General features: G+C 70.6%; 24 protein-coding genes. 19 read left to right on the forward strand and 5 right to left on the reverse strand.

Translation table 11 applies throughout. From position 1 onward, the window contains the following. Window positions 1–8 precede the first annotated feature (8 nt). The gene (locus tag ACWD3H_RS30495; RefSeq protein WP_355551825.1) at window positions 9–557 is read left to right on the forward strand and encodes a hypothetical protein; all 549 of its coding nucleotides are present in this window, start codon (window positions 9–11) and stop codon (window positions 555–557) included. A 13-nt stretch (window positions 558–570) separates the two neighbouring features. On the opposite strand, the gene ACWD3H_RS30500 is transcribed toward ACWD3H_RS30495, so the two are convergent. From ACWD3H_RS30500 to ACWD3H_RS30510, 3 genes are read right to left on the reverse strand one after another with little or no spacing between them, the layout of a single operon-like run. Continuing rightward, window positions 571–1,758, reverse strand: a complete 1,188-nt coding sequence (locus ACWD3H_RS30500; RefSeq protein ID WP_355551822.1) for a M20 metallopeptidase family protein — start codon at window positions 1,756–1,758, stop codon at window positions 571–573. Further along, the gene (locus ACWD3H_RS30505) at window positions 1,755–2,927 is read right to left on the reverse strand and encodes an amidohydrolase family protein (RefSeq protein WP_355551819.1); all 1,173 of its coding nucleotides are present in this window, start codon (window positions 2,925–2,927) and stop codon (window positions 1,755–1,757) included. The genes ACWD3H_RS30500 and ACWD3H_RS30505 overlap by 4 nt, the downstream gene beginning before the upstream one ends. After that, a complete protein-coding gene (locus ACWD3H_RS30510) occupies window positions 2,917–4,206 on the reverse strand; it encodes a glutamine synthetase family protein (protein ID WP_451957442.1) in 1,290 nt (429 codons plus the stop codon). Before ACWD3H_RS30510 ends, ACWD3H_RS30505 begins: the two co-directional genes overlap by 11 nt. A gap of 197 nt (window positions 4,207–4,403) precedes the next feature. On the opposite strand from ACWD3H_RS30510, the gene ACWD3H_RS30515 reads away from it, so the two are divergent. From ACWD3H_RS30515 to ACWD3H_RS30565, 11 genes are all read left to right on the forward strand, one after another. Beyond that, window positions 4,404–5,201: an SDR family NAD(P)-dependent oxidoreductase gene (locus ACWD3H_RS30515; RefSeq protein WP_451957443.1), complete on the forward strand. Its 798-nt coding sequence runs from the start codon at window positions 4,404–4,406 to the stop codon at window positions 5,199–5,201. A gap of 201 nt (window positions 5,202–5,402) precedes the next feature. Beyond that, window positions 5,403–6,716 carry an ABC transporter substrate-binding protein gene (locus tag ACWD3H_RS30520; RefSeq protein WP_355551810.1) on the forward strand — a complete coding sequence of 438 codons (1,314 nt, stop codon included), beginning with the start codon at window positions 5,403–5,405 and terminating at the stop codon, window positions 6,714–6,716. Further along, the gene (locus ACWD3H_RS30525) at window positions 6,713–7,558 is read left to right on the forward strand and encodes a polysaccharide deacetylase family protein (protein ID WP_451957444.1); all 846 of its coding nucleotides are present in this window, start codon (window positions 6,713–6,715) and stop codon (window positions 7,556–7,558) included. Before ACWD3H_RS30520 ends, ACWD3H_RS30525 begins: the two co-directional genes overlap by 4 nt. 28 nt (window positions 7,559–7,586) lie before the next feature. Next, window positions 7,587–9,176 (forward strand): gamma-glutamyltransferase family protein, encoded by a 1,590-nt coding sequence (locus ACWD3H_RS30530; protein WP_451957445.1) that lies wholly within the window; start codon window positions 7,587–7,589, stop codon window positions 9,174–9,176. Window positions 9,177–9,263: 87 nt separating this feature from the next. Further along, on the forward strand, window positions 9,264–10,079 hold the full coding sequence (locus ACWD3H_RS30535; protein WP_355551803.1) for an SDR family NAD(P)-dependent oxidoreductase: 816 nt from the start codon (window positions 9,264–9,266) through the stop codon (window positions 10,077–10,079). Then, window positions 10,076–10,822, forward strand: coding sequence for an ABC transporter ATP-binding protein (locus tag ACWD3H_RS30540; RefSeq protein WP_451957446.1), 747 nt, complete (start codon window positions 10,076–10,078; stop codon window positions 10,820–10,822). Before ACWD3H_RS30535 ends, ACWD3H_RS30540 begins: the two co-directional genes overlap by 4 nt. Beyond that, on the forward strand, window positions 10,819–11,550 hold the full coding sequence (locus ACWD3H_RS30545; RefSeq protein ID WP_350927512.1) for an ABC transporter ATP-binding protein: 732 nt from the start codon (window positions 10,819–10,821) through the stop codon (window positions 11,548–11,550). The genes ACWD3H_RS30540 and ACWD3H_RS30545 overlap by 4 nt, the downstream gene beginning before the upstream one ends. Further along, window positions 11,537–12,412, forward strand: a complete 876-nt coding sequence (locus ACWD3H_RS30550) for a branched-chain amino acid ABC transporter permease (RefSeq protein WP_350927510.1) — start codon at window positions 11,537–11,539, stop codon at window positions 12,410–12,412. Before ACWD3H_RS30545 ends, ACWD3H_RS30550 begins: the two co-directional genes overlap by 14 nt. A gap of 5 nt (window positions 12,413–12,417) precedes the next feature. Next, the gene (locus ACWD3H_RS30555; RefSeq protein WP_451957483.1) at window positions 12,418–13,416 is read left to right on the forward strand and encodes a branched-chain amino acid ABC transporter permease; all 999 of its coding nucleotides are present in this window, start codon (window positions 12,418–12,420) and stop codon (window positions 13,414–13,416) included. Beyond that, a complete protein-coding gene (locus tag ACWD3H_RS30560) occupies window positions 13,413–14,738 on the forward strand; it encodes an ArgE/DapE family deacylase (protein ID WP_355551795.1) in 1,326 nt (441 codons plus the stop codon). Before ACWD3H_RS30555 ends, ACWD3H_RS30560 begins: the two co-directional genes overlap by 4 nt. Before the next feature lie 191 nt (window positions 14,739–14,929). Further along, entirely contained in the window at window positions 14,930–15,868 is a 939-nt protein-coding gene (locus tag ACWD3H_RS30565) for a MurR/RpiR family transcriptional regulator (protein WP_451957447.1), read from the forward strand. A 101-nt stretch (window positions 15,869–15,969) separates the two neighbouring features. Here the strand turns inward: ACWD3H_RS30565 and ACWD3H_RS30570 are convergent, their stop codons facing one another. Next, window positions 15,970–16,374 (reverse strand): hypothetical protein, encoded by a 405-nt coding sequence (locus ACWD3H_RS30570; RefSeq protein ID WP_451957448.1) that lies wholly within the window; start codon window positions 16,372–16,374, stop codon window positions 15,970–15,972. A gap of 99 nt (window positions 16,375–16,473) precedes the next feature. Between ACWD3H_RS30570 and ACWD3H_RS30575 the strand changes: the two genes are divergently transcribed. Continuing rightward, the gene (locus ACWD3H_RS30575) at window positions 16,474–17,478 is read left to right on the forward strand and encodes a GlxA family transcriptional regulator (protein WP_355551789.1); all 1,005 of its coding nucleotides are present in this window, start codon (window positions 16,474–16,476) and stop codon (window positions 17,476–17,478) included. Between the two features lie 179 nt (window positions 17,479–17,657). Here ACWD3H_RS30575 and ACWD3H_RS30580 read toward each other — a convergent pair whose 3' ends face one another. Beyond that, window positions 17,658–18,263: a hypothetical protein gene (locus ACWD3H_RS30580; RefSeq protein WP_355551786.1), complete on the reverse strand. Its 606-nt coding sequence runs from the start codon at window positions 18,261–18,263 to the stop codon at window positions 17,658–17,660. Between the two features lie 439 nt (window positions 18,264–18,702). Here ACWD3H_RS30580 and ACWD3H_RS30585 point away from each other — a divergent pair, with 439 nt between their 5' ends. The 6 genes from ACWD3H_RS30585 (at window position 18,703) to ACWD3H_RS30610 (ending at window position 25,826) form a co-directional block, all read left to right on the forward strand. Beyond that, on the forward strand, window positions 18,703–20,004 hold the full coding sequence (locus ACWD3H_RS30585; protein ID WP_451957449.1) for a YVTN family beta-propeller repeat protein: 1,302 nt from the start codon (window positions 18,703–18,705) through the stop codon (window positions 20,002–20,004). A 289-nt stretch (window positions 20,005–20,293) separates the two neighbouring features. Next, window positions 20,294–21,424 (forward strand): alcohol dehydrogenase catalytic domain-containing protein, encoded by a 1,131-nt coding sequence (locus ACWD3H_RS30590; RefSeq protein ID WP_355551780.1) that lies wholly within the window; start codon window positions 20,294–20,296, stop codon window positions 21,422–21,424. 59 nt (window positions 21,425–21,483) lie between these two features. Beyond that, the gene (locus tag ACWD3H_RS30595) at window positions 21,484–22,842 is read left to right on the forward strand and encodes an ABC transporter substrate-binding protein (RefSeq protein WP_355551777.1); all 1,359 of its coding nucleotides are present in this window, start codon (window positions 21,484–21,486) and stop codon (window positions 22,840–22,842) included. Beyond that, a complete protein-coding gene (locus ACWD3H_RS30600; protein ID WP_355551774.1) occupies window positions 22,839–23,795 on the forward strand; it encodes a carbohydrate ABC transporter permease in 957 nt (318 codons plus the stop codon). The genes ACWD3H_RS30595 and ACWD3H_RS30600 overlap by 4 nt, the downstream gene beginning before the upstream one ends. After that, the gene (locus ACWD3H_RS30605; protein WP_355551771.1) at window positions 23,789–24,658 is read left to right on the forward strand and encodes a carbohydrate ABC transporter permease; all 870 of its coding nucleotides are present in this window, start codon (window positions 23,789–23,791) and stop codon (window positions 24,656–24,658) included. Before ACWD3H_RS30600 ends, ACWD3H_RS30605 begins: the two co-directional genes overlap by 7 nt. A gap of 7 nt (window positions 24,659–24,665) precedes the next feature. After that, complete coding sequence (locus tag ACWD3H_RS30610; protein WP_451957450.1) at window positions 24,666–25,826, forward strand: mandelate racemase/muconate lactonizing enzyme family protein; 1,161 nt, start codon at window positions 24,666–24,668, stop codon at window positions 25,824–25,826. Window positions 25,827–25,833 lie beyond the last annotated feature (7 nt).

The following is a 25,833-nucleotide window of genomic DNA, read 5'->3' on the forward strand; positions in this document are numbered from 1 at the left end:
GCACAACGATGAGAATCCACACGATCACCGCGCTCTGGGAAGACATACCCGACGATGCCGACGACCTCGTCCTGGTACGCGGCGGGTTCCGGGTCTACCTCTGCCTGTGCGGCAGGCCACTGGCCGACAGGGCCGCGGCCGAGCTGCACGCGTCGGAGACCAACCAGTGCACCACCTGCCTGGGCAGCACCGTCGAGAACATCGTGCCCGACTTCTCCCAGCAGTGCACGGCCTGCGCCGGAACCGGCCGGCGCAGGGCACAGCTGACCTGGCAGCTCGCCCACGCCGAGGCCGAGACGATGATCACCGTCGAGTTCGTCCGCGGACTCATCGCCGGCTTCACCGAGCCGTTCCGGCTCTCCGAGGTGGCCGACCTGGTCCGCGACACCCTCAACCTCCCGGTGGGCCGGCTGCCGGTCGGCCCGCGGGTCCGCGACGTCCTGCGCACCCTGGAGGCGAGGGGCGAACTCGTGCTGCTCTCCGCCCCCGACGAACTCCTGCGCGGCACCTCGGTCATGCTCTACCGCGACCCCTACTGGGAACACGCCACCGGCTGAGCGTCCTTCGCGGCTACATCTTCTCCGCCGCCGCGAGGTAACCCGCCAGCATGGCCAGCGCGACATCGCGTACCGCGTCGTCGCCGGGCAGGAAATCGGCGCTGTGCATACGTACGTCCGTGCCGTCACCGACCCCGACGAACATCATCAGGCCGGGCAGCACCGCGGAGAGATAGGAGAAGTCGTCGGCGCCGAAGGAGAGCAGCGGCCGCGAGAGCGTGAGGCCCAGGTGGGTCAGATGGGCACCGGCTCGGGTGGCGAGCCCGGAGTCGTTGTACAGGACCGGCTCCCCCCGGGTGATGCTCACCTTCGCCTCGCAGCCGTGGGCCCGCGCGACCAGGTCCGCGACCTCCTCCAGCCGGGCGTGCACCTGGTCGCGGATGCGCTCGCTCAGCGCCCTGACCGTACCGCCGGCCGTGGCCTCGTCGGGCACGACGTTGGCCGCGCTGCCGGCCGCCAGCGTGGAGACGCCGAGGACCGCCGAGCTGGTCGGGTCGACGTCACGGCTGACCACCCGCTGCAGGGCGACGACGACGTGCGCGAGCGCGAGTACCGGATCGCTGGTCAGATGAGGGTAGGCGGCGTGCCCGCCGCGACCCCTGACCACGACCGTGAACTCGTCGGCGGCGGCGTTCACCGTGCCGGGGGTGGCCGCGACCTCGCCTCGCGGCAGGGTGGGCTGGACGTGCGCACCGATGATGGCGGTGATCTGGTGCTCCGCCAGCGACGGCGACCGGGCGATGTCGTGGGCGCCGGAGGGGTAGGTCTCCTCGCGCGGCTGGAGCATCGCGACCAGCGGGGGCGCGCCGGGGGTGTCACCGACCGCGTGGCAGAGCGTCACCAGGGCGGCGAGGTGCACGTCGTGCCCGCAGGCGTGCATGCGGCCCGGCCTCCCGGACGCCCAGTCGACGCCGGTCCGCTCGGTCACCGCCAGCGCGTCGAGTTCGGCCCGTACCGCGACCGCGGGCCCGGGGCCGCCGACACGCACCAGCGCGCCCGTACCGGCCACCGCGTCCACCGGGCGTCCGGGCAGCTCGGCCAGGATCAGGTCGCGGGTCGGCCCCTCCTCCCCCGACAGGTCGGGGCGGGCGTGCAGCCGGCGGCGCAGCTCCGTCGCGGCGGGCAGCCGCCGCTCCAGTGCCGCCCGGAGCCTGGCCTCGACGGAGTCGACGGCCGAGCCGAAGGCAAGAGGCTCGATCATTTGGCCGGGTCCAGACCGTAGACGCGCAGGGCGTTGTCCACACCGATCATGGTGGCCACCCGGACGGCCTCCTCCTCGGCCCACTCGCCGGCGTCGACCCACCCGCGCAGTGCCCGGCCGAGCCCGCGGCGGAACAGGTGCGCCCCCAGCATGTGCAGCTCCGCCGGGCCCCAGGCGTCCGAGGAGAACAGGATCTTGGCGAACGGCGCGAGTTCCAGCGACTCGGCGATCAGCGCGTCCGACCGGCTGCCGGTGTAGTTGACGCCGAGACCGACGTCGAAGTAGACGTGCGGGAAGACCTGCGCGAGATAACCGGCGTTGCGGTGGTAGGGGTAGCAGTGCAGCAGCAGGATGTCCACGCCGTGCGGCTCGATGAGCTTCAGCCAGCGGGTGAGCAGCAGCGGGTCACACATGTGCAGTTCCACATCGGGGTCCCCGTAACCGGCGTGCAGTTGCAGCGGCAGCCCGCGTTCCACCCCGGCCCAGAGTCCGAGGCGGAGCAGCACCGGGTCGTCCACCCGCCACTGGCCGCTCGCCTCACCGGCGGACAGCCAGCGGCCCGCCGCCAGGGCGACCTCCCGGTCGCCGGGTGGTGCCGGGTCGAAGGCGAAGCCGTGCCGGTAGGCGACGATGCTCTTGAGGCCGACGGCGTCGGCGGTGCGGCGCTCCAACTCCTCGCGGAAGCGGCCCGGCAGCTCCGCGGCCGAGACCCCCGAGGCGGCCACCTGCTCCAGCACCCGCTCGATGCGGACCACCTCGTGCGCGGGCCGCCCCGACGCCTCCGCCATCCCGGCCGGGTCCAGGACGTCGTCGCCCCGATAACCGGTCTCCAGCAGGAAGCGGCCGATGCCGCTGGCGGCCAGTAGCAGCCGGTTCACCTCGGCGGCGCCCAGTTCGGTGCGGCGCGCCAGGTATTCCTCCGGTGCGGCGTGGGCGGGCAGGCCGAGGACCGGCGCGCACCAGCGGCGGATCGCGAAGCCGAGCTGGGAGTCGAACTGGGTCATGAACGCCGGGATCGGCCGGTCGGACTCGGTCACCAGCGTCTCGAACTCACCGCGGCCCAGGTCTCCCGAGGAGGCACCGTGTACATGGTGGTCGACCAGGGGCAGGGTGGCGAGCACGCTCTCCAGGTCGCCGGCCGCGTCCCCGGAGAAGTTCTCAGTAGACATCGGCGACCTTCCGGCAGAGCTCGTGGTCGGGCAGTCCTTTGACGCAGGCCAGCTCGGCCCGTCGCACGGCGAGGAACGTGTGGAGCAGTTCGTGGGGGAACCAGCCTCGGGCGACCTCGTCGGCCTCCAGCGCGGCGAGGGCCTCAGGCAGGGAGCCGGGGAGCGCGGGCTCTTCGGCCAGGTCGGCCTCGGTCGCGGTCTCCGGCCACACCCGGGCGGGCTCGGCCCCGGCCAGTCCCGCGAGGCCGGCGCGGATCAGGACGCCGAGCACCAGCCACGGGTTGGCCGTGGCGTCCGCCGCCCGGTACTCCAGGTGGAGCTGGCCCGCGGGGTCGGCGCCGCCGATCTCGACGGTCGGCGCGATGCGCAGCAGCGCCTCGCGGTTGCGCTCGGCGAGGAAGACCCCGCCGGCACTCCACCGGTGCGGGGTGAGCCGCAGGTAGGAGCCGACGCTGGGCGCGGTGACGGCCACCACCGCACCGGCGTGCCGCAGGATTCCGGCCGCGAACCTGGCCGCGGTCGAGGAGAGCCTGCCGGGTGCTCCGGCGTCGAACATCACCGGGCCGCCACCGACCTCGCGGAGCGAGAAGTGCACGTGGACACCGTTGCCGACGCCTGCGGGGTCGGCCAGCGGGACGAAGGTGACCGAGTGCCCCCGGCGGCGGGCGAGGTCGCGGACGAGCTCGCGCAGCAGGACCGCCCGGTCGGCGGCGACCATTCCGGGGGCGGGCCGCAGGGTGATCTCGAACTGGCCGTCCCCGTACTCGGGGAGCCAGCTCTCCGGCTCCAGCCCGGCCGTCTCCAGCAGCGCGACCAGGTCGGTGCCGAACGGCTCGGCGCCGCGCAGGCGCTGGAAGGAGAAGGGCGGCGCCTCGGCCTGGCCGCCGAGCATGAACTCGTGCTCGAAGGAGACGTTCACCTCAAGGCCCGCGATCTCCCTCAGGTCCGCCAGCGCGCGGGCGAGGAAGCCGCGCGGGCAGCCGGGCCAGGGGCTGCCGTCCAGGCCGGTCTGGTCGGCGAGGTAGAGCCGGGTGCCCGGCACCGGGCCGTCGGCGGGCAGGTCGACGGCCGTCGCGGGGTCGGGGAGCAGCCTCAGGTCGCCCACCGAGCCGAAGACGTTGTCGTCGGCCAGGTGGCCGAAACAGGTCAGCGCCAGATCGGCGGGGACCCATCCCACTCCGGTACGCAACGTCTGGTCCAGCCGGGCCACCGGGGTAGCCCGGCCCCGCACCTGGGCCGCGAGGTCACAGGTCGCCACGAAGGCGGTCCCTGTCGTCATCGGCTCTCTCCTCCCAGTCCGGTCCGCACCTCGCGTCCCGGCCGCCCTAAGTGAAACATATGATTCACATGTATGGTCAAGGCGGCGGAATGAAACTTAGCATGCGTGTTACCTGGTAGCCCTGACAGAAACGCCCAGGTCATATGTGTCGAGCCGGCAGGAGGCCGCTCCCGCCCGGCATCACCGGAAGGCATCCCATGACGGACAGCTTCTCTCCCGGCAGGCTCAACGGGACGGTCGTCCTGGTCACCGGCGGAGCCCAGGGCATCGGCCGGGGCATCACCGGGGCGTTCCACGAGGCGGGGGCGACGGTCGTCGTCGCCGACCTCGACGAGACGCGCATGGCGAGGGTCACCGCGGAACTCGCCGCCGTCCAGGGCGGCTCACCGGCGGCGGCCTCGGCGGTGCGCCTGGACGTGCGTGACCCGGGGTCGGTGACCGCCGCCTTCGAGCAGGCGACCGCCCTGCACGGCGGAGTGGACGTGCTGGTCAACTGCGCCGGGGTCTATCCGAACACCCCGGTCCTCGACATGACCGCCGCGGAGTGGGACGAGGTGTTCGCCGTCAACGTCCGCGGCGTGATGCTGGCCTCGCAGGCCTTCGCCCGTACCTCCGGCTCCCTCGGGGGCGGGCGCCGGATCGTCAACGTCTCCTCCGGTGCGGCCCGCTCGGCCCGGGTGGGCGCCGCCCACTACTGCTCGTCCAAGGCGGCGGTGGAGATGCTCACCAGGGTCCTGGCGCTGGAGTTCGCCCCGTCGGGGATCACCGTCAACGCCGTCGCCCCCGGGCTGATCGAGGTCCCGGCCACCGTGGCGCTCTCGGCCGAGTACCTGGCGGCACTGGTCGCCGGGCAGCCGGTGCACCGCATGGGCACGCCGGCAGAGATCGCGCGGGCGTGCGTGTTCCTCGCCGATCCGGACTCCTCCTTCATCACGGGGAGTGTTCTCGACGTGGACGGAGGCTTCCTGGCCGGAACGGCCCTGCCGCCGAGCTGATCCATGTTTTACGAGATCAGAGCGGTACGACGGATCGAGTTTAAGTAACAAACCTTTTACAGGTCTAGCCTTTGCCGCAAGATGCAACGTACGTTTCAATTGTCGACAGTGACAGAACGTTGCAAAGCAGGCATGTGACGCCCTCCGGCATGTCCCGCATGCGTTCGTCCCCTCGTCCCACAGACGCAGAGAGGCTTCACCGTGGCCCGTTCCCCCTTCCTCCGTCCCCGGACGCCCGTCCGGGCGATCACCGCCGTCGCGGTGACCGGCGCCCTGGCGGCGCTCACCGCGTGCTCCTCCTCCACCTCCCCCGACACCTCCGCCGCGGAGACCGGCGGCGCGGCCGGCGCGAAGGAGATCCAGATCGGCCTGCTCGCCCCGCTGACCGGGGGCCTGGCATCCGACGGCCTGGGCATGAAGCAGGGGGCCGAGCTGGCCATCAAGCAGCTCAACGAGGCCGGTGGCGTCAACGGATACACGTTCAAGCTCAAGGTCGTGGACGTGCAGAGCCAGTCCAACGACGCGGTGACCAAGGGCGTGCAGACCCTGACCGACGACGAGTCGGTGAAGGCGGTCGTCACCGGCTACGCCTCCACGTCCAACTTCGAGATCGACGAGTTCGCCGCGGCGGAGAAGGTCTACCTCATCGGCGGCAACACCGCGCAGACCCAGGCCATCATCGAGAAGGACCCGGCGAAGTACCCCACGGTCTGGTCGATCACCCCCGACTACGACGCCTACGGCACCGAGCCGGTCGACCTGGCGGAGTCCTGGGCCGAGCAGGGGCTGTGGAAGCCGCGCAACAAGTCGGCGTTCATCGTCCGCTCCGACAATCCCTACAGCGAGAACATCGCCGACGGCCTGGTCAAGCACTTCAAGGCCAAGGGCTGGAGCATCGCCGGCCAGGAGAAGGTGCCGTTCGGCACGGTCAACGACTGGGGCACGGTCCTCGGGAAGATCCGCTCGGCCGACCCCGACTTCATCGTCAACACCGACTACCAGGTCTCCAACGAGGCCAGCTTCCTGCAGCAGTTCCTGCAGAAGCCCACCGAGTCCCTGGTCTTCATGCAGTACGGCCCCAACCAGCCCCAGTTCTTCGAGCTGACCAAGCAGCAGGCCGAGGGCGTGCTGTTCAACAACCTCGCGGGCATGGTGCCCTCGCCCAGCTACCCGCCGGCCGCGCAGCTGCAGAAGGACTGGCAGGCCGCGTACGGGACCGACAACGTCGACCCGCAGGGCGTGATGACGTACGTGGAGACCATGATCTACGCCGATGCGCTGCGCGAGGTCGGCGACCCCGACGACGCGCTGGCGATCGGTGCCGCCATCGGCAAGAGCGACAGCGAGCGGGCCTCCGGCCGGATCGCGTTCGACCAGGCCACACACCTGGCCAAGCAGGGTGACGACTACGTGCCGCTGCAGTCCTTCCAGTTCCAGGACGAGAAGCGGGTGCTGATCGCCCCTGAGAAGTACAAGTCGGGTTCCTTCCAGCTCCCGCCGTGGATGAAGAAGTGACCTCGGCTCCCCTCGCGCTGCCGCCGGGCAAGCGGATGGCCGTGGCGCTGACCTTTGACTTCGACGCCCACTCCCCCTGGATGGGCACCATGGGCCGCACCTCGCCGTCCTACCTGTCGCGTGGTGACTTCGGCGCCGAGCAGGGGGTGCCCCGGCTGCTGGAGCTGCTCGGCCGCAACCACCTGCCCGCGACCTGGGCCACCCCCGGCCACGACCTGGTGACCTTCCCGCACCGCATCGAGCAGATCCTGGCGGCCGGGCACGAGATCGCCGCGCACGGCTGCTACCACGAGGTCGTGCCCGACCTGGGGCCCGACGAGGAGCGCCGGCTCATGGAGGTCGCGCTGCGCCAGCACGAGCAGGTCGTCGGGCGCCGCCCTCGCGGCTACCGCTCGCCCGCCTGGGACTTCTCCGAGAGCACGCTGGGCCTGCTCGAGGAGTTCGGCTTCGACTGGGACAGCTCGCTGATGGGCCGGGAGTTCGAGCCGTACCGGCCCCGGCGGGTCACGGTGAACTACGAGTCGGCCAGCGAGTTCGGCCCGGAGAGCCGGATCGTGGAGATCCCCGTGTCGTGGTATCTCGACGACTGGCCCTCGGTGGAGTACGTCGCCGGGGTCTCCCCGCTGGGTTCCCACCGCGACATGGAAGACCGCTGGAACACCATCTTCGACTACGCCCACCAGCGGGTGCCCGGCGCGGTCTATGTGCTCACCATGCACCCGCAGACCATCGGCCGAGCCCACCACCTGCTCGTCCTGGAGGCGTTGATCGAGCGGATGCTGGCGGCGGGCGACGTCTGGTTCGCGACGCTGAGCGAGATCGCCGATGTCTGGCAGGGCTGAGCCGGGCGCTCCCCGGGGAGCCGGCGGGATGGTCACCGCGCCCGACCCGAGGGCGGCGCGCGCGGGGGCCTCGATGCTGCGCGCCGGCGGCAGCGCCGTGGACGCGGCGGTCGCCACGGCCTTCGCCACCGGAGTGGTCGAGCCCTACATGAGCGGGCTCGGCGGCGGCGCCTGGCTGGTGGTGCGCGAGCCGGGCGCCCCGGCCGCGACCGTCGTGTGCGGCCCGATCCTGGCTCCGGGCCTGGCGCACCCGCGGATGTTCGCCCCGGCGGCGTCCGCGACCGGCACCGGCCTGTACAACTGGCCGGCCGTGCGCGACGACGCGAACATCGTCGGCCCGCTGTCGGTGGGCGTCCCCGGAGCGGTCGCCGCGTTGTGCCGGGCGCACGCCAGGTTCGGCCGCCTGCCACTGGCCCAGGTGCTCGCCCCGGCGATCGAGCTGGCCGAGGCGGGGCACGAGACCAACTGGTTCGCCTCCTCGGCGATCTGCGCCGAGGCCCGGACGCTGCGGGCCTTCCCCTCCTCCGCGGAACTCTTCCTGCCCGACGGCCTGCCGCTGCGCGGCCCGTCCCAGGGCCCCGGCGACAGGCTCGTCCAACCCCGGCTGGCCCGGGTGCTCCGCGAGATCGGCGCCGGCGGCCCTGACGCGTTCTACCTGGGCCGGGCCGCCCGCGCGATCGCGACGGCCGTCACCGGGGCCGGTGGCCTGCTGTCGGAGAAGGACTTCGCCGGGTATGTCGCCGACGAGTCCGAGGTCCTGCCCGTCGAGATCGGCCCGATGCGGCTGTACGGCCCGCACGCCACCGGGGTGATCTCGGTGATCGAGGCACTGCAACTGGTCGAGGCCGCCCGGCGGCGTGGACTGGATCCGGGGGCTCGCCTGTGGGCGCGGGTGCTGTCTCACGCCTTCGAGGACCGGCTGCGCGAGGTCACCACCTCCCAGGAGGGTCCGGCGAGCTGGGCCCGGCTGGCCTCCCCCGAGTACGCCGACGAGATGGTGGCCCGCTGGATCGCGGGCGGGAACAGCCCTCCCGCGCCTCCCGGCGGCTCCGCCAGGGCGGGGTGCACCTCGCACATGTCGGCGGTCGACGACGAGGGCATGACGGTCTCGCTCACCCAGACGGTGCTCGACCTGTTCGGCTCCCGCATGGTGGAACCGGAGACCGGCATCGTGCTGAACGACGGAATGATGTACTTCGACCCCCGCCCCGGCCGGGTGACCAGCGTCGCTCCCGGCGCGGCCGGGCTCAGCGCGGTCAGCCCCGTCGTGCTGACCGGCCCAGGGGACGCCGAGGCGACGCTCGGCGCCTCGGGCGGGCGGCGGATCATCTCCGCCGTCGCCCAGATCGCCGCCCGCTGGCGTGACGGCGCGGACCTCCAGGAGGCGATCTCGGCGCCGAGGATCCACGCCGAGGGCGACCGCGTCTGGCTGGACACGCGCGACGCGGGGGCCTCAGCCGACCTCTCCGCCGCCGGGTTCGACGTCCAGGTCGTCACCGAGGAGCCCACCACCTGGCACTTCGCCCGGCCCAACGGCATCGCGCGGCGCGGTGGCGGAGCGTGGTCCCCCGGCGTCGACCGGATGAAGCCGTACGGGGTGGGCCTGCCCGGCGGATGAGACAGGCCGGCCGAGACGGCCACCCGGTCGCGGCCCACCACAGCCGACCAACACCACGAGTACCAGCAGATTGAGGGAGATATCGCGATGGCGAGCACTCTGACCGGGCAACGCGCCCTGGTCACAGGCGCGGCGGGCGGGATCGGCGCGGCCATCGCGCACCGCCTGCGCGCGGAGGGGGCGCGGGTCATGATCGCCGACGTCGACGTGGAACGCGGGACACGTACCGCTCTGGAGTTGTCGGGGGACGGCCCCGCATGCGTGTTCCAGGCGGCGGACGTGTCCGACGAGGGCAGCGTCGAGGCGCTGTTCGCTCGGGTCACGGACGAGTTCGGCGGCCTGGACATCCTGGTCAACAACGCCGGCATCGCGGAGAGCGGCGGCGGCGTCACCGGCGTACCGATCTCCGAGTGGCGCAGGGTCATGGACGTCAACGTCACCGGGACGTTCCTGTGTGCCAGGGCGGCGTTCCCGCTGCTGGCCGCGGGTGGGGCGGGCGCCATGGTCAACCTGTCGTCCATCTTCGGGGTCACCGGCCTGCCGGCCTTCCCCGCCTACTCCGCGGCCAAGGGCGCCATCGCCAACCTGACCCGGCAGCTCGCCGTCGAGGGCGGCCCGCGGGGAATCCGGGTCAACGCCGTGCTGCCCGGCTACGTCGACAACGACATGGGCGACTCGCGGAGCCTGCTCGACGCCGAGGCCGCCGCGGAGTCCCTGCGGCAGCGCGAGGCGGCGGCGGCCCGCCAGCCGGCCGGGCGGCAGTGCTCACCGGACGAGATCGCCGCGGCGGTCGCGTTCCTGGTCGCCCCGGACGCCTCGTTCGTCAACGGCGTGCTGCTCCCGGTCGACGGCGGTTTCCTCGCCCAGGGCGACTGGCGCGGGCCGGGGCAGGCCGCGTCGTGAACGGGAACTCGCAGGTCATCCTCGCCGCGCACGAGGTCGGCAAGTCGTTCGGCAGCCTCAGGGCCGTCGACGGCGTCTCGATGTCGGTGACGCGCGACGAGGTCTTCGGCCTGGCCGGCCCCAACGGCGCGGGCAAGAGCACGCTGTTCAACCTGCTCACCGGTATCCCGATCCGGCCCGACTCCGGAAAGGTGATCTTCGACGGTCACGAGATCCAGAACCGCTCGCCGCGCTGGATCGCCAAGGCCGGCCTCAAGCGCACCTTCCAGACCGAGGCCGTCTTCGAGTCGCTGAGCGTGCTGGAGAACGTCCGCATCGGATCGGCGTACGGCGGCGCGGGCAGGGCCGGGCGCTGGAACCCCGCCCGGTGCCGGGAGGCGCTGGACGCGGTGGAGCTCGGCGGCGACCTGAACCGCCCGGCCGACGGGCTTTCGCTGATCGACCGCAAACGCCTGATGATCGCCGGCGCGCTGGTCAGCGGCCCTTCGGTACTGCTGCTCGACGAGCCCGCGGCCGGCCTCGACCCGGCCGACCAGGACGCGCTGATCCGGTTGCTGGCCGGTGTGCACGGCACGGGCGTCACCATGGTGATCATCGAGCACGTGCTGTCGGTGCTGGAGGCGCTCGCCGACCGGATGGCGGTCCTCGACAGCGGCCGGATCATCGTGACCGGCCGGCCGGCCGAGGTCCTGTCCGACCCGAGGGTCGTCGAAGCCTACCTGGGACCGGGGGCCGCGCGATGAGCGATCTGCTGACCGTGGAGAACCTCACCGCCGGCTACGGCCAGGCGAAGGTGTTGCGCGGCATCTCGCTGCGCGTCGGACAGCACGAGGCGATCGGGCTGCTGGGGCCGAACGGCCACGGCAAGACCACGCTGCTGCGCTGCGTCTCCAACCTGCACCGGGCCGCCTCCGGCACGATCGCCTTCGCCGGACGGGACACCAGGGGCGAGTCCCCCGGCAGCCTGGTCAGGCGCGGGCTCATCCACGTGCCGCAGGGCTCGCGGCTGTTCCCGCAACTGACCGTGGAGGAGGCACTGCGGCTCTCCGCGTCCTCCAGCGGGCACTCCTCGACCTGGCGGGACGGGATCGACCAGGTGTTCTCGGTCTTCCCCAAGCTCAAGGAACGGCGCCGGCAACTCACCGGCACGCTCAGCGGCGGGGAGCGCCAGATGGCCAGCCTCGGCATGGGCCTGATGGCCCGGCCCACGCTGCTGATCCTCGACGAGCCCACGCTGGGCCTGTCACCGAAGGTCAAGCACGAGCTGAGCGAGTGCATCGTGCGGGTCCGCGCCGAGGTCTCGTCGGTCATCCTGATCGACGGCGACATGGACCTGGTGCTCGACCTGACCGACCGCTACCACGTCATCCTGCACGGCGACGTGGTGGACAGCGGCGCGTCGGACGGCAGCCGCAGCCGCGACGAGATGATGTCGCTCTTCCTGGGAGGGACCGCCGATGGACGGCATTAGTGTCATCGTGACGAGCACGCTCGTCCTCGGCGGCCTCTACATGCTCATGGCGGCGGGGCTGACGCTGATCTGGTCCACGCTGCGGGTCTTCAACTTCGGGCACGGCGCGCTGATGATGTTCGGCGCCTACCTGACCTGGACGCTGCTCGACGCCGGCGGGCTGCCGGTGGCGGTCGCGCTGCTCGGCGCCGTGGCGGCGATGGCGCTGATCGGGTTGGCCTATGAGTTCCTGCTGGTCAGCCCGTTCATCCGGCGCCCAGGAGGCGACATGCTGGTGATGGTCGCCACGCTGGCGGCCACGATGCTGCTGCAGAGCGGCGCCCAGCTGATCTGGGGGCCGGAGATCAAGCAGCTCCCGCCGTTCGGTGGCGCGCGCGTCGAGGTCGCCGGGGCGGTCGCCCAGGGCAGCCAGCTCGTCACGATCCTGCTGGCCCCGCTGCTGGTGGGCCTGCTGGCCCTGGTCCTCAAACGCACCGGCATCGGGCTGACCGTACGGGCGCTGGAACAGAACCGCGAGCACGCCCAGCTGCTCGGCATCGCACCGCGCCGGGTCTACGTCTTCGTGGTCGTGGTCGCGATCGGCCTGGCCACCGTGGCCGGGGCGCTGCTCGGCAGCATGCAGTTCATCTCCCCGGGCATGGGCGGCGACCCGCTGCTGCGGGCCTTCGTGGTGCTCGCCTTCGGCGGAGCCGGCAGCCTGGCGGGCACCATCGCCGGCGCGTACGCCATCGGCCTGCTCGAGGCCGTCACCACCTACTACTTCGGGCTCTCCTGGAGCCCGGTCCTGGTCTTCCTCGCAATGATCGTGATCATGCTGGTCAAACCCGAGGGACTGCTGCGGACCAGGGTGAGGAGCGCGTGAACGTCATGACCAACCTGCGCTCCTGGGCCGGCTGGCCGGTCTACGCGATAGTCCTGGTGGCCCTGCCACTGGTCTTCACCGACCCGCACGCCCGGCTGCTGCTGATCCTCTTCACGATGTACGGCGTGCTCGCCATGAGCTGGAACCTCACCCTCGGTTTCGCCGGCATCTTCAACTTCGCCCAGATCGGGTTCTTCGGCATCGGCGCCTACACCACGGGCATCCTGGCCACCCGCACCGGCATCGACCCGTGGCTGGCCCTGCCGATCTCGGGGCTGTCGGCCCTGCTGGCCTCGCTGGTGGCGTTCCTGCCGGTGCTGCGGCTGCGCGGCATCTACGTGGGCCTGGCCACGTACGTCTTCTCCCAGCTCTGCATCTACCTGGTGCTCGGGCAGGCGGGCCTGACCGGCGGATCCAACGGCATCGTCGGCATCCCCCGGCTCAGCCTGGGCGACGTCAACCTGCGGGCCGACGGCCGGATCGGCTACTACTTCCTCGGCGCCGCGCTGCTGTTCGCGGTCACCGTGCTGGTACGGATACTGACCCGCTCGACCCTGGGCATGTCGCTGCTGGCACTGCGCGACAACGAGGCGCTGGCCACCAGCCGGGGCGTCTCCAGGGTGCGCCAGCACCTGATCGTCTTCATGATCGGCGCGGCCGTGGCCGGGGTGGCCGGCAGCTTCAACGCCTTCCTCAACGGCGTGGTCAGCACCGACGTCTTCGGCTTCGGCTACCTGACCCTGCTGCTCAGCATGATCTTCCTGGGCGGCAGCGGCAGCGTCTACGGGCCGATCGTCGGCGCCGTGGTCGTCACCCTGGTCTCCGACGTGCTGCAGGACGCCGGGGCCTGGCGCGACATGGTGATCGCCATGCTGATCCTCGTGGTGCTCTGGATCGCCCCCAAGGGCCTGGCCGGCATCGCGAACTCCGTCCTCACCTCGCTCCGGCGGCCTCGCACCCCCGCTCCGGAGCCCCTTCCCACCACCTCGAAGGAGACCGTATGACCACCGAACACGACGTGACCCGCCGGGTGCTGGAGCAGGTCGACCTGCTCGCCGAGCGGATGGTCTCCAGCCTGGCCGACGCGATCGCCATCCCCAGCGTGAACCCGCGCTACCCCGGCCAGGAGTACGACAAGATCGTCGGGGCGGAGGGCGACGTCAGCGCGCTGCTCGGCGACCTGTACGCCGAGGCCGGGGCCGAGGTCACCAAGGTCACCGTGGAGCGGGGCCGCGACAACGCCTGCGGCGTCGTGTCCGGCGCCGGCGGCGGCCGGTCGCTGCTGCTCAACGGGCACGTCGACGTCGTACCGCCGGGCCGCCTCGACCGGTGGCGCGGCGACCCGTTCCGCGCCCAGGTCACCGACGACGCGGTGATCGGGCGCGGCGCGACGGACATGAAGGGCGGCCTGGTCGCCGCGGCCTACGCGGCCCTCGCGCTGCGCGGGGCCGGCGTGCGCCTGGCCGGTGACCTGGTCCTGCAGGGCGTCGTCGGCGAGGAGGTCGGCGACCACGAGGCGGGCACCACCGCGGTGCTGGAGGCCGGGTTCGGCGCGGACGCGGCCATCGTCTGCGAGCCGTCCGGGCAGGCGGGCACCCTGCCGGCGTCGGTGCCGGTGACGCCGGGCCTGCTCTGGTTCAGCGTCTCCCTGGAGGGCAAGACCGCGCACTCCGGGCTGCGGGGCATGACCGTGCACCCGACCCTGGAGGGCGACGCGCTCGGCGTCAACACCGTCGACAAGTTCTGGGTCGTCTACCAGGCGCTGCGCGCGCTGGAGGACGACTGGGCCCGGCACAACCGGCACCCGCTCTTCCCGCCCGGCTACTTCAACCTGCTGCCCGGCGTGCTGCGGGCCAACCCCTCGGGCATCCTGGTGCCCTTCTTCCTCGCCGACGAGCTGGTCGTGGAGTACTGCGTCTACCACCACCCCGACCGGTCCAACGAGGAGGTCATGGCCGAGATCGAGTCCCGGGTCATGGACGCCTGCCGCACCGACCCGTGGCTGCGCGAGCACCCGCCGGTGTTCGAGTGGAAGCTGCTCTGGCCGCCGTACTCGCTGCCCGACGACGCCCCGCTGAGCGCGACGCTGGTCGGCGCGCACACCACGGCGGCCGGCGGGCAGCCGCCGCTGACGACCGGTTTCATGGGCGTGTGCGACCTGACCTGGATGGACCGCAAGGGCATCGGCGGCCTGGTGTACGGCCCGGGCGTCGGCTACACCGCGCACGCGGAGAACGAGTACGTGGAGATCGCCCAGCTGGTGCAGTCGGCGAAGACCTACGCGCTGACCGCGATCGACTGGTGCGGGCTCGCGGACGAGCGGTGAGCACCGGACGGCCGCGAGGCTGGGAACCGCCGATGGGCGGTGGGCGATGGGCCGCGAGCGGCGAGTGAGCGGTGGACGTCCGCCGGGCGGCGCTCGATCCGAGGACGGCGTTCTCTTTTCGTACGGTTCGTGGCATGATCCCTTCCTTGCGACGCGCCGCACGATCCGGCGGTCGTCCATGAGGAGGCAACATGCTCGGCACCCCTGAGCCGCGCACCGTCGCGGCCCAGCTCCGCGACGTGCTGCCCAAGCTGCCCCGTGCGGAGCAGCGGGTCGCCCGCACCCTGCTCGCGGGCTACCCGACCGCCGGTCTGGAGCCGCTGGCGACCGTCGCGAGCCAGGCCCAGACCAGCCCGGCCACCGTGCTGCGGCTGGCCTACCGGCTGGGCTTCGAGGGCTACCCGGAGTTGCAGCAGGCGCTCAAGCGCGAGACCCAGCAGCGCTACTCCTCTCCCCTGGCCCAGTACGGCAGTGCCGAGGAGGACACCGGCAGGGTGCTGAGCCGGTCCCGCCGGGTGCTGCTGGACGCCACCGCCATGACCTTCGACCAGCTTCCCGAGGGGGAGCTGGTCAAGGCCGCGGAACTGCTGGCCGACCCCGGCCGCCGCGTCTCGGCGGCCGGTGGCCGGTTCAGCACCATCCTGGCCCAGTACCTCATCGCCCACCTGCACCAGTTGCGTCCCAACGCGACGTACATCGCCGGGTCCACCGCCGACCACGCCGCCCACCTGCTCGACATGGGCCGCCGCGACGTGCTGGTGCTCTTCGACTACCGGCGCTACCAGCGCGAGACGATCGCCTTCGCCCGCGCCGCCGCGGCGCGCAACGTGAAGATCGTGCTGCTGACCGACCCGTGGCTGTCGCCCGCCGCCACGGTGGCGGATGTCGTGCTGCCCGCCCAGGTCCGCTCGCCTTCCCCGTTCGACTCGCTGACCCCGGCGGTCGCGCTGCTCGAAACGCTGGTCGCCGCGGTGGTCGAGCAGCTCGGCGAGGCGGGCAGGAGCCGGGTGGCCGAGTACGACCAGATGGCCGACGACGTGCTGCGCGAGGACGACGGGCCGCTCACCCCGACCGGCCCCGGCACCGAGCCGCCCCGCGGGACCCGGACGACCTCGGAAACCCACTCCTGACGGCACTCCTGACGACACTCCCGACGGTGCCCCGTACGCGTTGACCGCCACCGTGTGCCAACGAGTACGGGTCACGCCCGATGCCCTCGGAGGCTCGGTCGTCAGGCCGCGCAGCCGGCGTACTCGTCGCGGCGCCGGAGCATGGCGACCAGCATCAGCGGGAACATCGCCACGTGGGCGAGCGCCATCATGGCCCCGCCGTCGACGAGACCCAGCCAGAGCAGCGGGAAGAGTGGCACGACGGGGACGAACATGGCCGCGCACATCTCCAGGGTGGCCGCCCAGCCGTGGCCCCGGTAGCGCATCCAGATCGCCATGCCGACGGACATGTCGAACGCCATCAGCAGGTAGGCGAGCTCGGGCTGCCGCTCGTGGGAGAAGCCGAGCCCGACGACGGACAGGAGCATTCCCAGGACGAACATGCCGGCGAACATCGCGATGACCATCTCGACGTAGTGCCGGGCGAACCTGCGCCGGCGGCGGGTGACGGGTGCTGTCTGAGTCATGCCTCCACCGTGCCGCCGTACCGGCCACGTGCCAAGAAAAGGCCGTCGCAGAGGTCCGGAAACCTGGGATTCCTGTCCTTTCTGACATACGCTCGCCCCGTGATCGAACGCCGGATCGCCGTCATCGGATACGACGCGGCGGAGTTGCTCGACATCGCCTGCGTGACCACGACTCTGGAGAGCGCGAACTGGCACGGCGCCGATCCCTTCTACCTCCTTCGCCTGGCCACCCCCGGAGGCCGTCCCATCACCTGCGGCACCGGCCTGACGCTCCAGGCCCAGGAGGCCCTCGAACGGGTCACCGGGCCGCTCGACACGCTCATCGTGTCGGGAGGCATGGGCCACGAGGCCGCGGCCGGCAACCGATTGATCGTCGCTCACGTCCGCCGCCTGGCACGCGAGAGCCGCCGCGTCGCGTCGGTGTGCACCGGAGCCGACATCCTGGCCGCCGCGGGCCTGCTCGACGGTCGGCGCGCCACCACCCACTGGCAGTCTGCGCACGAGATCGCCGCCCGCTACCCGAAGGTCGACATCGATCCCGGCCCGATCTTCATCCGGGACGGGGACACCTACACCTCCGCCGGCATCACCAGCGCGCTGGACCTCACCCTCGCCCTCATCGAGGAGGACCACGGCGCCGAGCTGGCACGGCGGGTGGCGCGGAGCCTGGTGACCTACCTACAACGCCCCGGCAACCAGGCGCAGATGAGCATGTTCACCGCCGTCGGATCTCCGGAGAACGGCCTGGTCAAGCAGGTCGTCGAGCACATCACGGGACACCTGGACACCGACCTGACCACGGCCACGCTGGCGAGCGGCGCGGGCGTGAGCGAGCGGCACCTGACCCGCCTGTTCCTCAGGCACCTCGGGCGGACCCCGGGCCGGTTCGTCCGCCAGGCCCGCACCGAGGCCGCCGCGCACCTGCTGGTCTCCACCTCCCTGCCGATGGCCAGGGTGGCGGCCCGCTGCGGCTTCGGAACCACGGAGACACTGCGCCAGGCATTCGCCGACCGCTACGGAATCCCCCCTTCGCGCTACCGCGCCACGGCGACCTCCACAGGGCAGGATCACCTGAAAGTCGCCGGGAGAACCTCGACACAGTAAGTGATCCTGTCTCGGCGGCAGGCCTCACCCGACAATGTCAGCGCCCTTGAAGACGGGCCTGCCTACGCCACCGCGGAGCACGGGGGTGGCGGCAATGACGGCCCCGAGGAAATCAAGGCGGCCGTGCCGGAGGCTTAGGGAGTCCCGAGCCGAGGTCACTCCCCACTCGGGCGACGCGATTACTTTCTTTCTTTAAGTGTTCTCTTGTATTCAGCGAGAGCGGTACGGATGTCGGCGGTGGCGCTGTCCTTTCCGAACATGCTGTAGACGGTGATCTCATGCTCCGCGGACTCGCCGAAAGGCTCGTCGCCGCCACCGTCACTATCCCACCGGCGCTCTCGCTGGTACTCATCGTAGTGTCCGATGAGGGTGGCGCACCCGGCCTGGACACGTTTCGCGCCCGCCCAGGCTCCACCACACGCCGGACGTTCAGTGAAGACCCAGTCGAGAACGTATATCCTGGGCCAGTCTTCCGTCCTCTTGAGTTCGACGAGCCTCTCATTGAAATGAAAGAACTGATACTCCGAGTGACTGTCGTTGACTCTGGCCTTCTTCCCGTGAATGCCGTACTCCACCATCACCCCAACGCCCGTGCTGGTCGCGGTGAGCACCAGGTCGGGGAATACATCCGGCGAACACAGGGTCGGATTTTTTTCGCGTCGGGTGAAATGGAACGTTGCAATGTTCTGGCCGGGTGTGACTCCCCCGCCCATGCGGAGCCTGGCCGCCGCCGACGTGTACACGCCCTGACCGTACGCCTCATTTTGCACCCATTCGTACTTCATGCATTCTCCCTTTGCCTTGCGGGCTTTCACGACATTCGGACGTTACGTCACGGTACGCAATCTGTCGAGTTATACACATCTCCCCCAAACGCCTATATCACCAGCCACCACCCTTTGCGGCAGGGCGTTAATCACCCCGATTTGCCGTGACCATACTCCGCCGCCGCCGACTCGATCATCAATACAAGAAGAAATAATCGTGTACTCAATTCACGTAAGCTTCAGTGGAATCGGGAGACCGGCCGCACTCCGACGGTGTCACCGCACGAGAAACGCCGCCACCAGGGCGAGTTGCGGGAAAAAGCGAGCACCACGCTAACCACGGGTTGAACGTCTGCCGACCTACCCGCTCCTAACGTTTCCATAGTCGACAAAAGTCGGCGTCGGACCGAAGGGGTGGGTCATGCGGCGGCTGAGAAGTGAGCGGCGAAGGCCCGGTGTGATCACCCCCCTGATCGGGCTGGCGGCGTGCGTCCTGTCCGCCTGTGCGGGCGAGCGACCGGCGTCGGCGCCGGGCCCGCTTCACCACGCCGGGGCCGCCGGTGGGACGCCGACCGCCACATCGCCGGGCGGTGCGGCGAGCGCCCCGGCCACCGGATCGGCCACTGGATCGGCCACTGCATCGGCCGATCCGGTGGACGTCTACGCCCACGACCGGCCCGGCATGCTCAGTCCGGTCGTGGCGAGGTTCCCCGAGCGGGTCTACGTGCCCAACAGCGAGAGCAACACCGTCAGCGTGATCGACCCGCGTACCTACCGGGTGCTCCGCACCTTCAGGGTGGACGGGCGGCCGCAGCACGTCGTCCCCTCGTGGGACCTGAAGACGCTCTGGGTCAACAACAACGACGGCAACTCCCTGACCCCGATCAACCCCATGACCGGCAAGGTCGGCAAGCCGGTGTTCGTCGACGACCCCTACAACCTGTACTTCACCCCGGACGGCCACACCGCCCTGGTGATGGCCGAGCGGGAGAACCGGCTCGACTTCCTCAACCCGCGCACCATGCGGCTCCGGCACTCGCTGCACATGCCCTGCCGGGGGATCAACCACGCGGACTTCACCGCCGACGGGACCCTCCTCCTCGGCAGCTGCGAGTTCTCCGGCCAGCTGGTGGTCGTCGACACAGCCGCCCGTAAGGTCCGCGCCGTCATCGACCTGGCGGACGGCACCACGCGCCGCAAGGGCATCCGGCGCACAGCCCCGCAGGGCGACAACGCGTCGTACGAACTGGAACACGACATGGCGCACGACGCCATGCGGCACGGACACATGCCGTACCCCAACATGCCGCAGGACGTGAAGCTCTCCCCGGACGGCACCACCTTCTATGTCGCCGACATGGCCAAGGACGGCGTGTGGCTCGTCGACGCCGGGGAGTTCCGGGTCACGGGTTTCGTCAAAACCGGCGCGGGCGCTCACGGGCTCTACGTCAGCCGGGACTCGAAGGTGCTGTACGTCTCCAACCGGGGCGCCGGATCGGTCTCGGTCGTCTCCTTCGCCCTTCGCCAGCCGATCGACACCTGGCACATCCCCGGCGGCGGTTCACCGGACATGGGCGGCGTGTCGGCCGACGGCCGCCGCCTGTGGCTGTCCGGACGCTATGACGGGGTGGTCTACGTGTTCGACACCGAGAACGGCAGCCTCATCCGCAAGATCGCCGTCGACGCCGGCCCGCACGGCCTGGCCATCTACCCCCAGCCCGGACGCTACTCACTCGGCCACACAGGGGTCTTCCGCTGAGATACGACGACGCCCCACCGGAGCCCCCAGATGACACGGGTGCGCCCGATGACAACGGCGTCCGCATCGGCGGCGACTGACACCTACGGCGGCGTGCGGAGACGCCACCGCTCCGGCGCGGGTGGCGAGGGGTGTCCTACCGGGGGCGGACCAGCGGAAAACCGGACACCTGGGCGACCAAAGTATGAAACGTCCCGGTAACAGATGCAATCAGGCTATTGACCCCTCTTGCAGGAGCCTCCTATGGTTCCCTCCATATTCTATAGAATCCAGAATATGGAGGGGATGGATGAGGGCAGCGGCGCGAGCAGCAGTCGTCATGGACGCCGCAGGGGCGGTGGAGGTCCGCTCCTACCCCGTCCCCGACCCCGGCCCGGGTGAGTTCGTCGTCAAGCTGGAACTGTGCGGCGTCTGCGGCACCGACGCGCACATCTACCAGGGACGCCTCGACAGGATCACCTTTCCCGCCCTGCTGGGGCACGAGATCGTCGGCACCCTGGCCGCTCTCGGCGAGGGAGTGAGCGCCGATCACAGCGGGCAGCCCGTGGCCGTGGGCGACCGTGTCGGCGTCTTCCCCGCGCTGAGCTGCGGGCGCTGCTACCAGTGCCAGGTGCGGCACCGTCCCGCCAACTGTCCTGACCGGCGCCCGTCCTACGGGTTCACCTCACCGGTGACGGCTCCACCGCATCTGACGGGCGGATACGCCGACTACCTGCACGCCGCCAACGCGGGCACGGTGTTCTACCGGACGTCCCTGCCCGCCGAGGTGGCGGTCCTGCAGGAGCCGATGTCGGTGGCACTGCACGGGATCGCCCGGGGCTCGGTCGGCGTCGGCTCCACCGTGGTCGTCCAGGGAGTGGGCGCGATCGGGCTGATGGCCGTGGTCGCGGCCCGCGTGGCGGGAGCGCACCGGGTCGTCGCGGTGGGTGCCCCGGCCGCGCGGCTGGAACTGGCGGCGGCGCTCGGGGCGGACGCGACGGTGAGCATCCAGGAGCTGACCGGCGTGACCGAACGCCGCGATGCGGTGTTCGACGCGCTCGGCGCGCCCGGAGCCGACTGCGTGATAGGCGCCAGCGGCTCGCCGGCCGCCTTCATGGAGGCCATCGGCCTGGTAACCGACGGTGGCGTGCTCGCCGAGCTGGGCAACTTCACCGATCGGGGGACGGTCCCCTTCAATCCCTTCAGCGACCTGCTGAAACGGGACATCACCATCGCCGGCGTCTACGGCGCGGGCCCCGACATGCTGCGCCACTACCGTCAGGCGCTGCTCATCCTGGAACGCGGTGGCCGGCCGTACGACCGCGTGGTCAGCCACCGGGTGCCGCTGGAACGGGTGGGCGAGGCTCTTGCCGCCCTCGGCGACGGCTCCCCCCTCGACGGCCGGGACATCGTCAAGCTCGCGATCGACCCCACCCGCTGATTTCTTCTCCGCACCACCCCTTTCCCCACCCCGTACAACCCCCGAGAGGAGGACCGGCCATGCGCCGTTCCCTCCGGTTGACCGCAGCAGCAGCCGCGCTCGGCCTGACCATCACAGCGTGCGGCTCGACGGCGTCCGAGGTCTCCGCCGACGGCGGCGGACTCGGCACGGCGGAGAGCCCCGTGTCCATCAGGGTCATCGCCAACGACGCCTTCGCCAAGCAGTGGCAGGACCAGCTGGTCCCCGAGTTCAACAAGAAGTACCCGAACATCAAGGTCACGGTGGACGGCGTGCCGTACAACGACCAGCTCCCCAAGACCATGCTGGAGCTGACCGGGCCCACCCCGACCTACGACGTGGTGCTCGGCGACGACTCGTGGATCCCGCAGCTGGCCAAGACCGGCGGCCTGATGGACCTCAAGGCCGACGTGAGCAAGTGGACCGACCCGGGCTACGACTGGGCCGACTTCAACCCCACCCCGCTCGCCGCGGGTCAGTGGGACGGCAAGCAGTACGCCGTCCCGGTCCGCTCCAACCTGCTGCTGATGTTCTACAACAAGAAGCTGTACAAGAAGGCCGGTGTCCAGGAGCCCACGGCGGAGACGACGTGGGAGCAGTACTTCGCCGACGCCAAGAAACTGGTCCAGGACACCGACGGCGACGGCAAGGTCGACGCCTGGGCGGCCGGTACCTACTTCACCAAGGACCCGCTCACCCCGACCGTCTGGCAGACCGTCCTGAACTCCGACGGCGTGGCGCTGCTGGACGACGACCTCAAGGTCGCCTTCAACAACGAGACCGGCGTGAAGGCCCTGCAGACCCACGTCGACCTGCTGAAGTACGCCCCGCCGGGAGCGAGCACCTACCAGTTCAACGAGCCGCTCGAGGCCTTCCGCCAGGGCCGGACCGCCACCATGTTCATGTGGGGCAGCGTCTACAAGGGCACGGCCGTGGACGAGGCGTCCACCACGCTGAAGCCGGAGGAGGTCGGCCTCACCACCCTCCCGGCGGGTTCGGCCGGTCCGGGCGCGCACCGCGGCATCTGGTCGGCGGGCATCGCCAAGAAGACGCAGCACCCGGCCGCCGCGTGGACGTGGCTGCAGTGGGTCACCTCCAAGGAGGGCGAGCAGTTCACCGGCAGCGCGTTCGGAACGTTCCCGGCGCGCAACTCCACGCTGAACGGCACTCCGCCGGCCGAGTGGGCCGCCCCGGTCTATGAGGCGCTGAAGGCCGGCTACGCCGCGGTGGAGAAGAACAAGATGTGGCGGCCGCGGCTCCCCGAGGCCGACGCGGTCCAGCAGATCCTCGCCCTGCAGACGAGCCGGGCGATGTCCGGTCAGGCGACCGCCGAGCAGGCGATCGACGAGGCGGCCAAGGAGATCACCGAGCTGCTGAAGTCCAAGGGTTACCCGCAGTGAGTGTCTCCACCCGCACACACCGGGCAGGGGCCGGCCAGGCCCCTGCCCGGGGGGCCGGTCCCAAGACCGCCCAGCGGTTCCGGCTCGGCGAGCCGGGTACCGCGTGGTTGTTCATGACCCCGGCGCTCGTCCTGCTGGCGGGCATGCTGCTCTATCCGATCTTCTACACGCTCTGGGTGAGCTTCTCCGACTTCGACCTGGCGCTCTTCGAACCCGTCGGCTGGGTGGGCTGGAAGAACTACGAGATGGTCCTGAAGGACCCGGGCTTCCTGGAGTCGCTCAAGGTCACCGGGATCTACCTGGTGATCGCGCTGCCGCTGCAGATGATCCTCGGGTTCGCCATCGCCTTCCTGCTCAACGTGGAGTGGCGGGGCCGCGGCGTGCTGCGCGCGCTGTTCCTCATCCCCATGGTGGTCGCCCCGGTCGTGGCCGGCGGTGTCTGGCGGATGCTGCTCGACCCGCTCTGGGGCGTGGTCAACTACACGCTCGGCCTGGTCGGCATCGGCCCGGTGGAGTGGATCGGCGACCCGACCCTCGCCATGGTGAGCATGATCCTGATCGACACCTGGCGGTGGACGCCGTTCGTGGTCCTCATCGCCGCGGCCGGGATCATGGCCCTGCCGGGTGACGTGTACGAGGCGGCCAAGTCCGACGGCGCCGGCCGCTGGCAGACGTTGTGGCATATCACGCTGCCGCTGCTGGTACCGGTGATGGCCGCGGCCTTCGTGGTCCGGTGGCTCGGTGCGGTGAAGATGTTCGACATCGCGCTCGCCGCGACCAAGGGGGGCCCGGGCAACGCCACCAACGTGGTGAACCTCTACATCTACGAGAAGGGCTTCCGCAGCCTGGAGTTCGGCTCGGCCTCCTCGATGGCGACGATAGTGCTGATCATCACGATCGTTCTCACCTACTTCCTGTTCAGCATCAGCCGTCGTCTGGAGAACCGATGGTGAGCACCGCCGCCCCCGCCTTCGGGAGCCGGAAGACCGGCCGGGCCCGCCTGGGACGGATCGCGACGATCACTGCCGCGATCCTGGTCACGCTGGCCTTCCTGTACCCCGTGATCTTCATGATCAGCATCTCGTTCAAGCTGCCCAAGGACATCTTCACCATCCCGCCGAAGTGGATCAGCGAGATCACCTTCGACAACTACGTCAGCTACTTCCATCAGGCCCGCATCCTGCCCCGCATGATCAACACGATCATCGTGGCGACGGGGGCGGCGATCATCTCGATGGTCGCCGGCTCGATGGCCGGCTACGCGCTGTCCAGGATGAGGATGCGCGGCGCGGGTGTCATGGGCGGCCTCATCCTGGCCTCGCGCGCGGTACCACCGATCGCGCTGGTCGTGCCGATGTTCCTGGTGGCCCGCAAGCTGGGGCTGACCGACCAGTACATCACCGTGATCCTCGCCTACGTGACCTTCCTGGTTCCGTACGTCGTCTGGCTGATGCGCGCGTTCTTCAAGAGCCTGCCCAAGGAACTGGAGGAAGCCGCGATGATCGACGGCTGCTCCCGGATCGGGGCGTTCTTCCGGATCATCGTGCCGTGCAGCCTCACCGGCATGGTCTCCACGTTGATCTTCTGCATCATCCTGGCCTGGGAGGAGCTGCTGTTCGCCCTGATCCTCACCAACGACAAGGCCGTCACCATCCCGGTGGCCATCGCCGGGATCGCGGCCGACACCGAGAAGGGCGGGCTCTGGGGCCCGCTGGCCGCCGTGGGCACGCTCACCGTGCTGCCTGTGGTGATCTTCGCACTGGCCGTGCAGAAGTATCTGATCAAGGGTCTCGCCGACGGCGCGACCAAGGGATGAGGCGGCAATGAGGATCAGAGATGTCCGGGCACGCCTCATTGAACTGCCCTATCCACGCCCCTTCGCCCCGTCGTGGGCCCCCGAGGGTGCCCACCACAGCATGTCCGCCGTGATCGTCGAGGTCGAGACCGACGAGGGCGTGGTCGGCGTGGCGGGCGGCGACATGGGCCACGCCACCGGCCCGTTGCTGCTGGAGACCATCAGGGGATGGATCCGCCCCCGGCTGGTCGGGATGGACCTGTTCGCCACCGGCCACATCGCCAACCACCTGCGCTACGTGGCCGAGTACGTCTTCCCGCGCCCGTGGGTGGTGAGCGTGGCCGTCTGGGACGCCGTCGGCAAGGCCTGCGGGCGCCCGCTGTACCAGCTCTGGGGCGGGCATGCCGGCCAGGTCCGCGCCTACGCCAGCTTCGGCGAGGTCCGCGCCCCCGAGCAGCGGGCCGAGGACGCGCTGCGCGTGGTGTCCGAGGGCTTCACCGGGGTGAAACTGCGCGTCCACGCCGACACGATCGCCGAGGACATCGCCCAGGTGGCCGCGGTCCGCGAGGCCGTGGGCCCGAAGATCGCCATCATGGTGGACGCCAACCAGGCGGCGGCGCGCTGGCGCTACCGGCCCGACGGCAGCCGCATGATGTGGGACTTCGACCGGGCCCTGACCACCGCCAGGGAACTGGCCGATCTCGGCGTCGCCTGGCTGGAGGAGCCACTCCCCCGCCACGACTACCGCGCGCTGTGCGAGCTCACCGCGGCCTCGCCGATCCCGATCGCCGGCGGCGAGCACAACCGGGGCATCGGCCAGCTCGTCCGGCTGCTGGAGGATGACTGCTTCAGCATCTACCAGCCGGATGCCAACGAGAGCGAGGACATCGCGGCGCTGCGCGACTTCGGCGCGATGGCCGCGGCCAGGCACCGCCGGGTCGTCCCGCACGCCTGGGCCACCGGACTCGGGGTGGCGGGCAACCTGCAGCTCTGCGCCTCACTGCCCAACTGCGACTGGCTGGAATACCCCTACGATCCTCCGGTGATCGTTCCGGAGGTTTTCCACGTCATGCTCACCGAACCACTGCTGCCCGATTCCAACGGGGTTGTAGCCGTTCCGGACCGCCCCGGTCTCGGTGTAGAGCTGGACCACGCGGCGATCGAGCCGCTGACCGTCCAACGGGTTTGAGGGGTGT

Source organism: Streptosporangium sp. NPDC002607, from assembly GCF_053592655.1.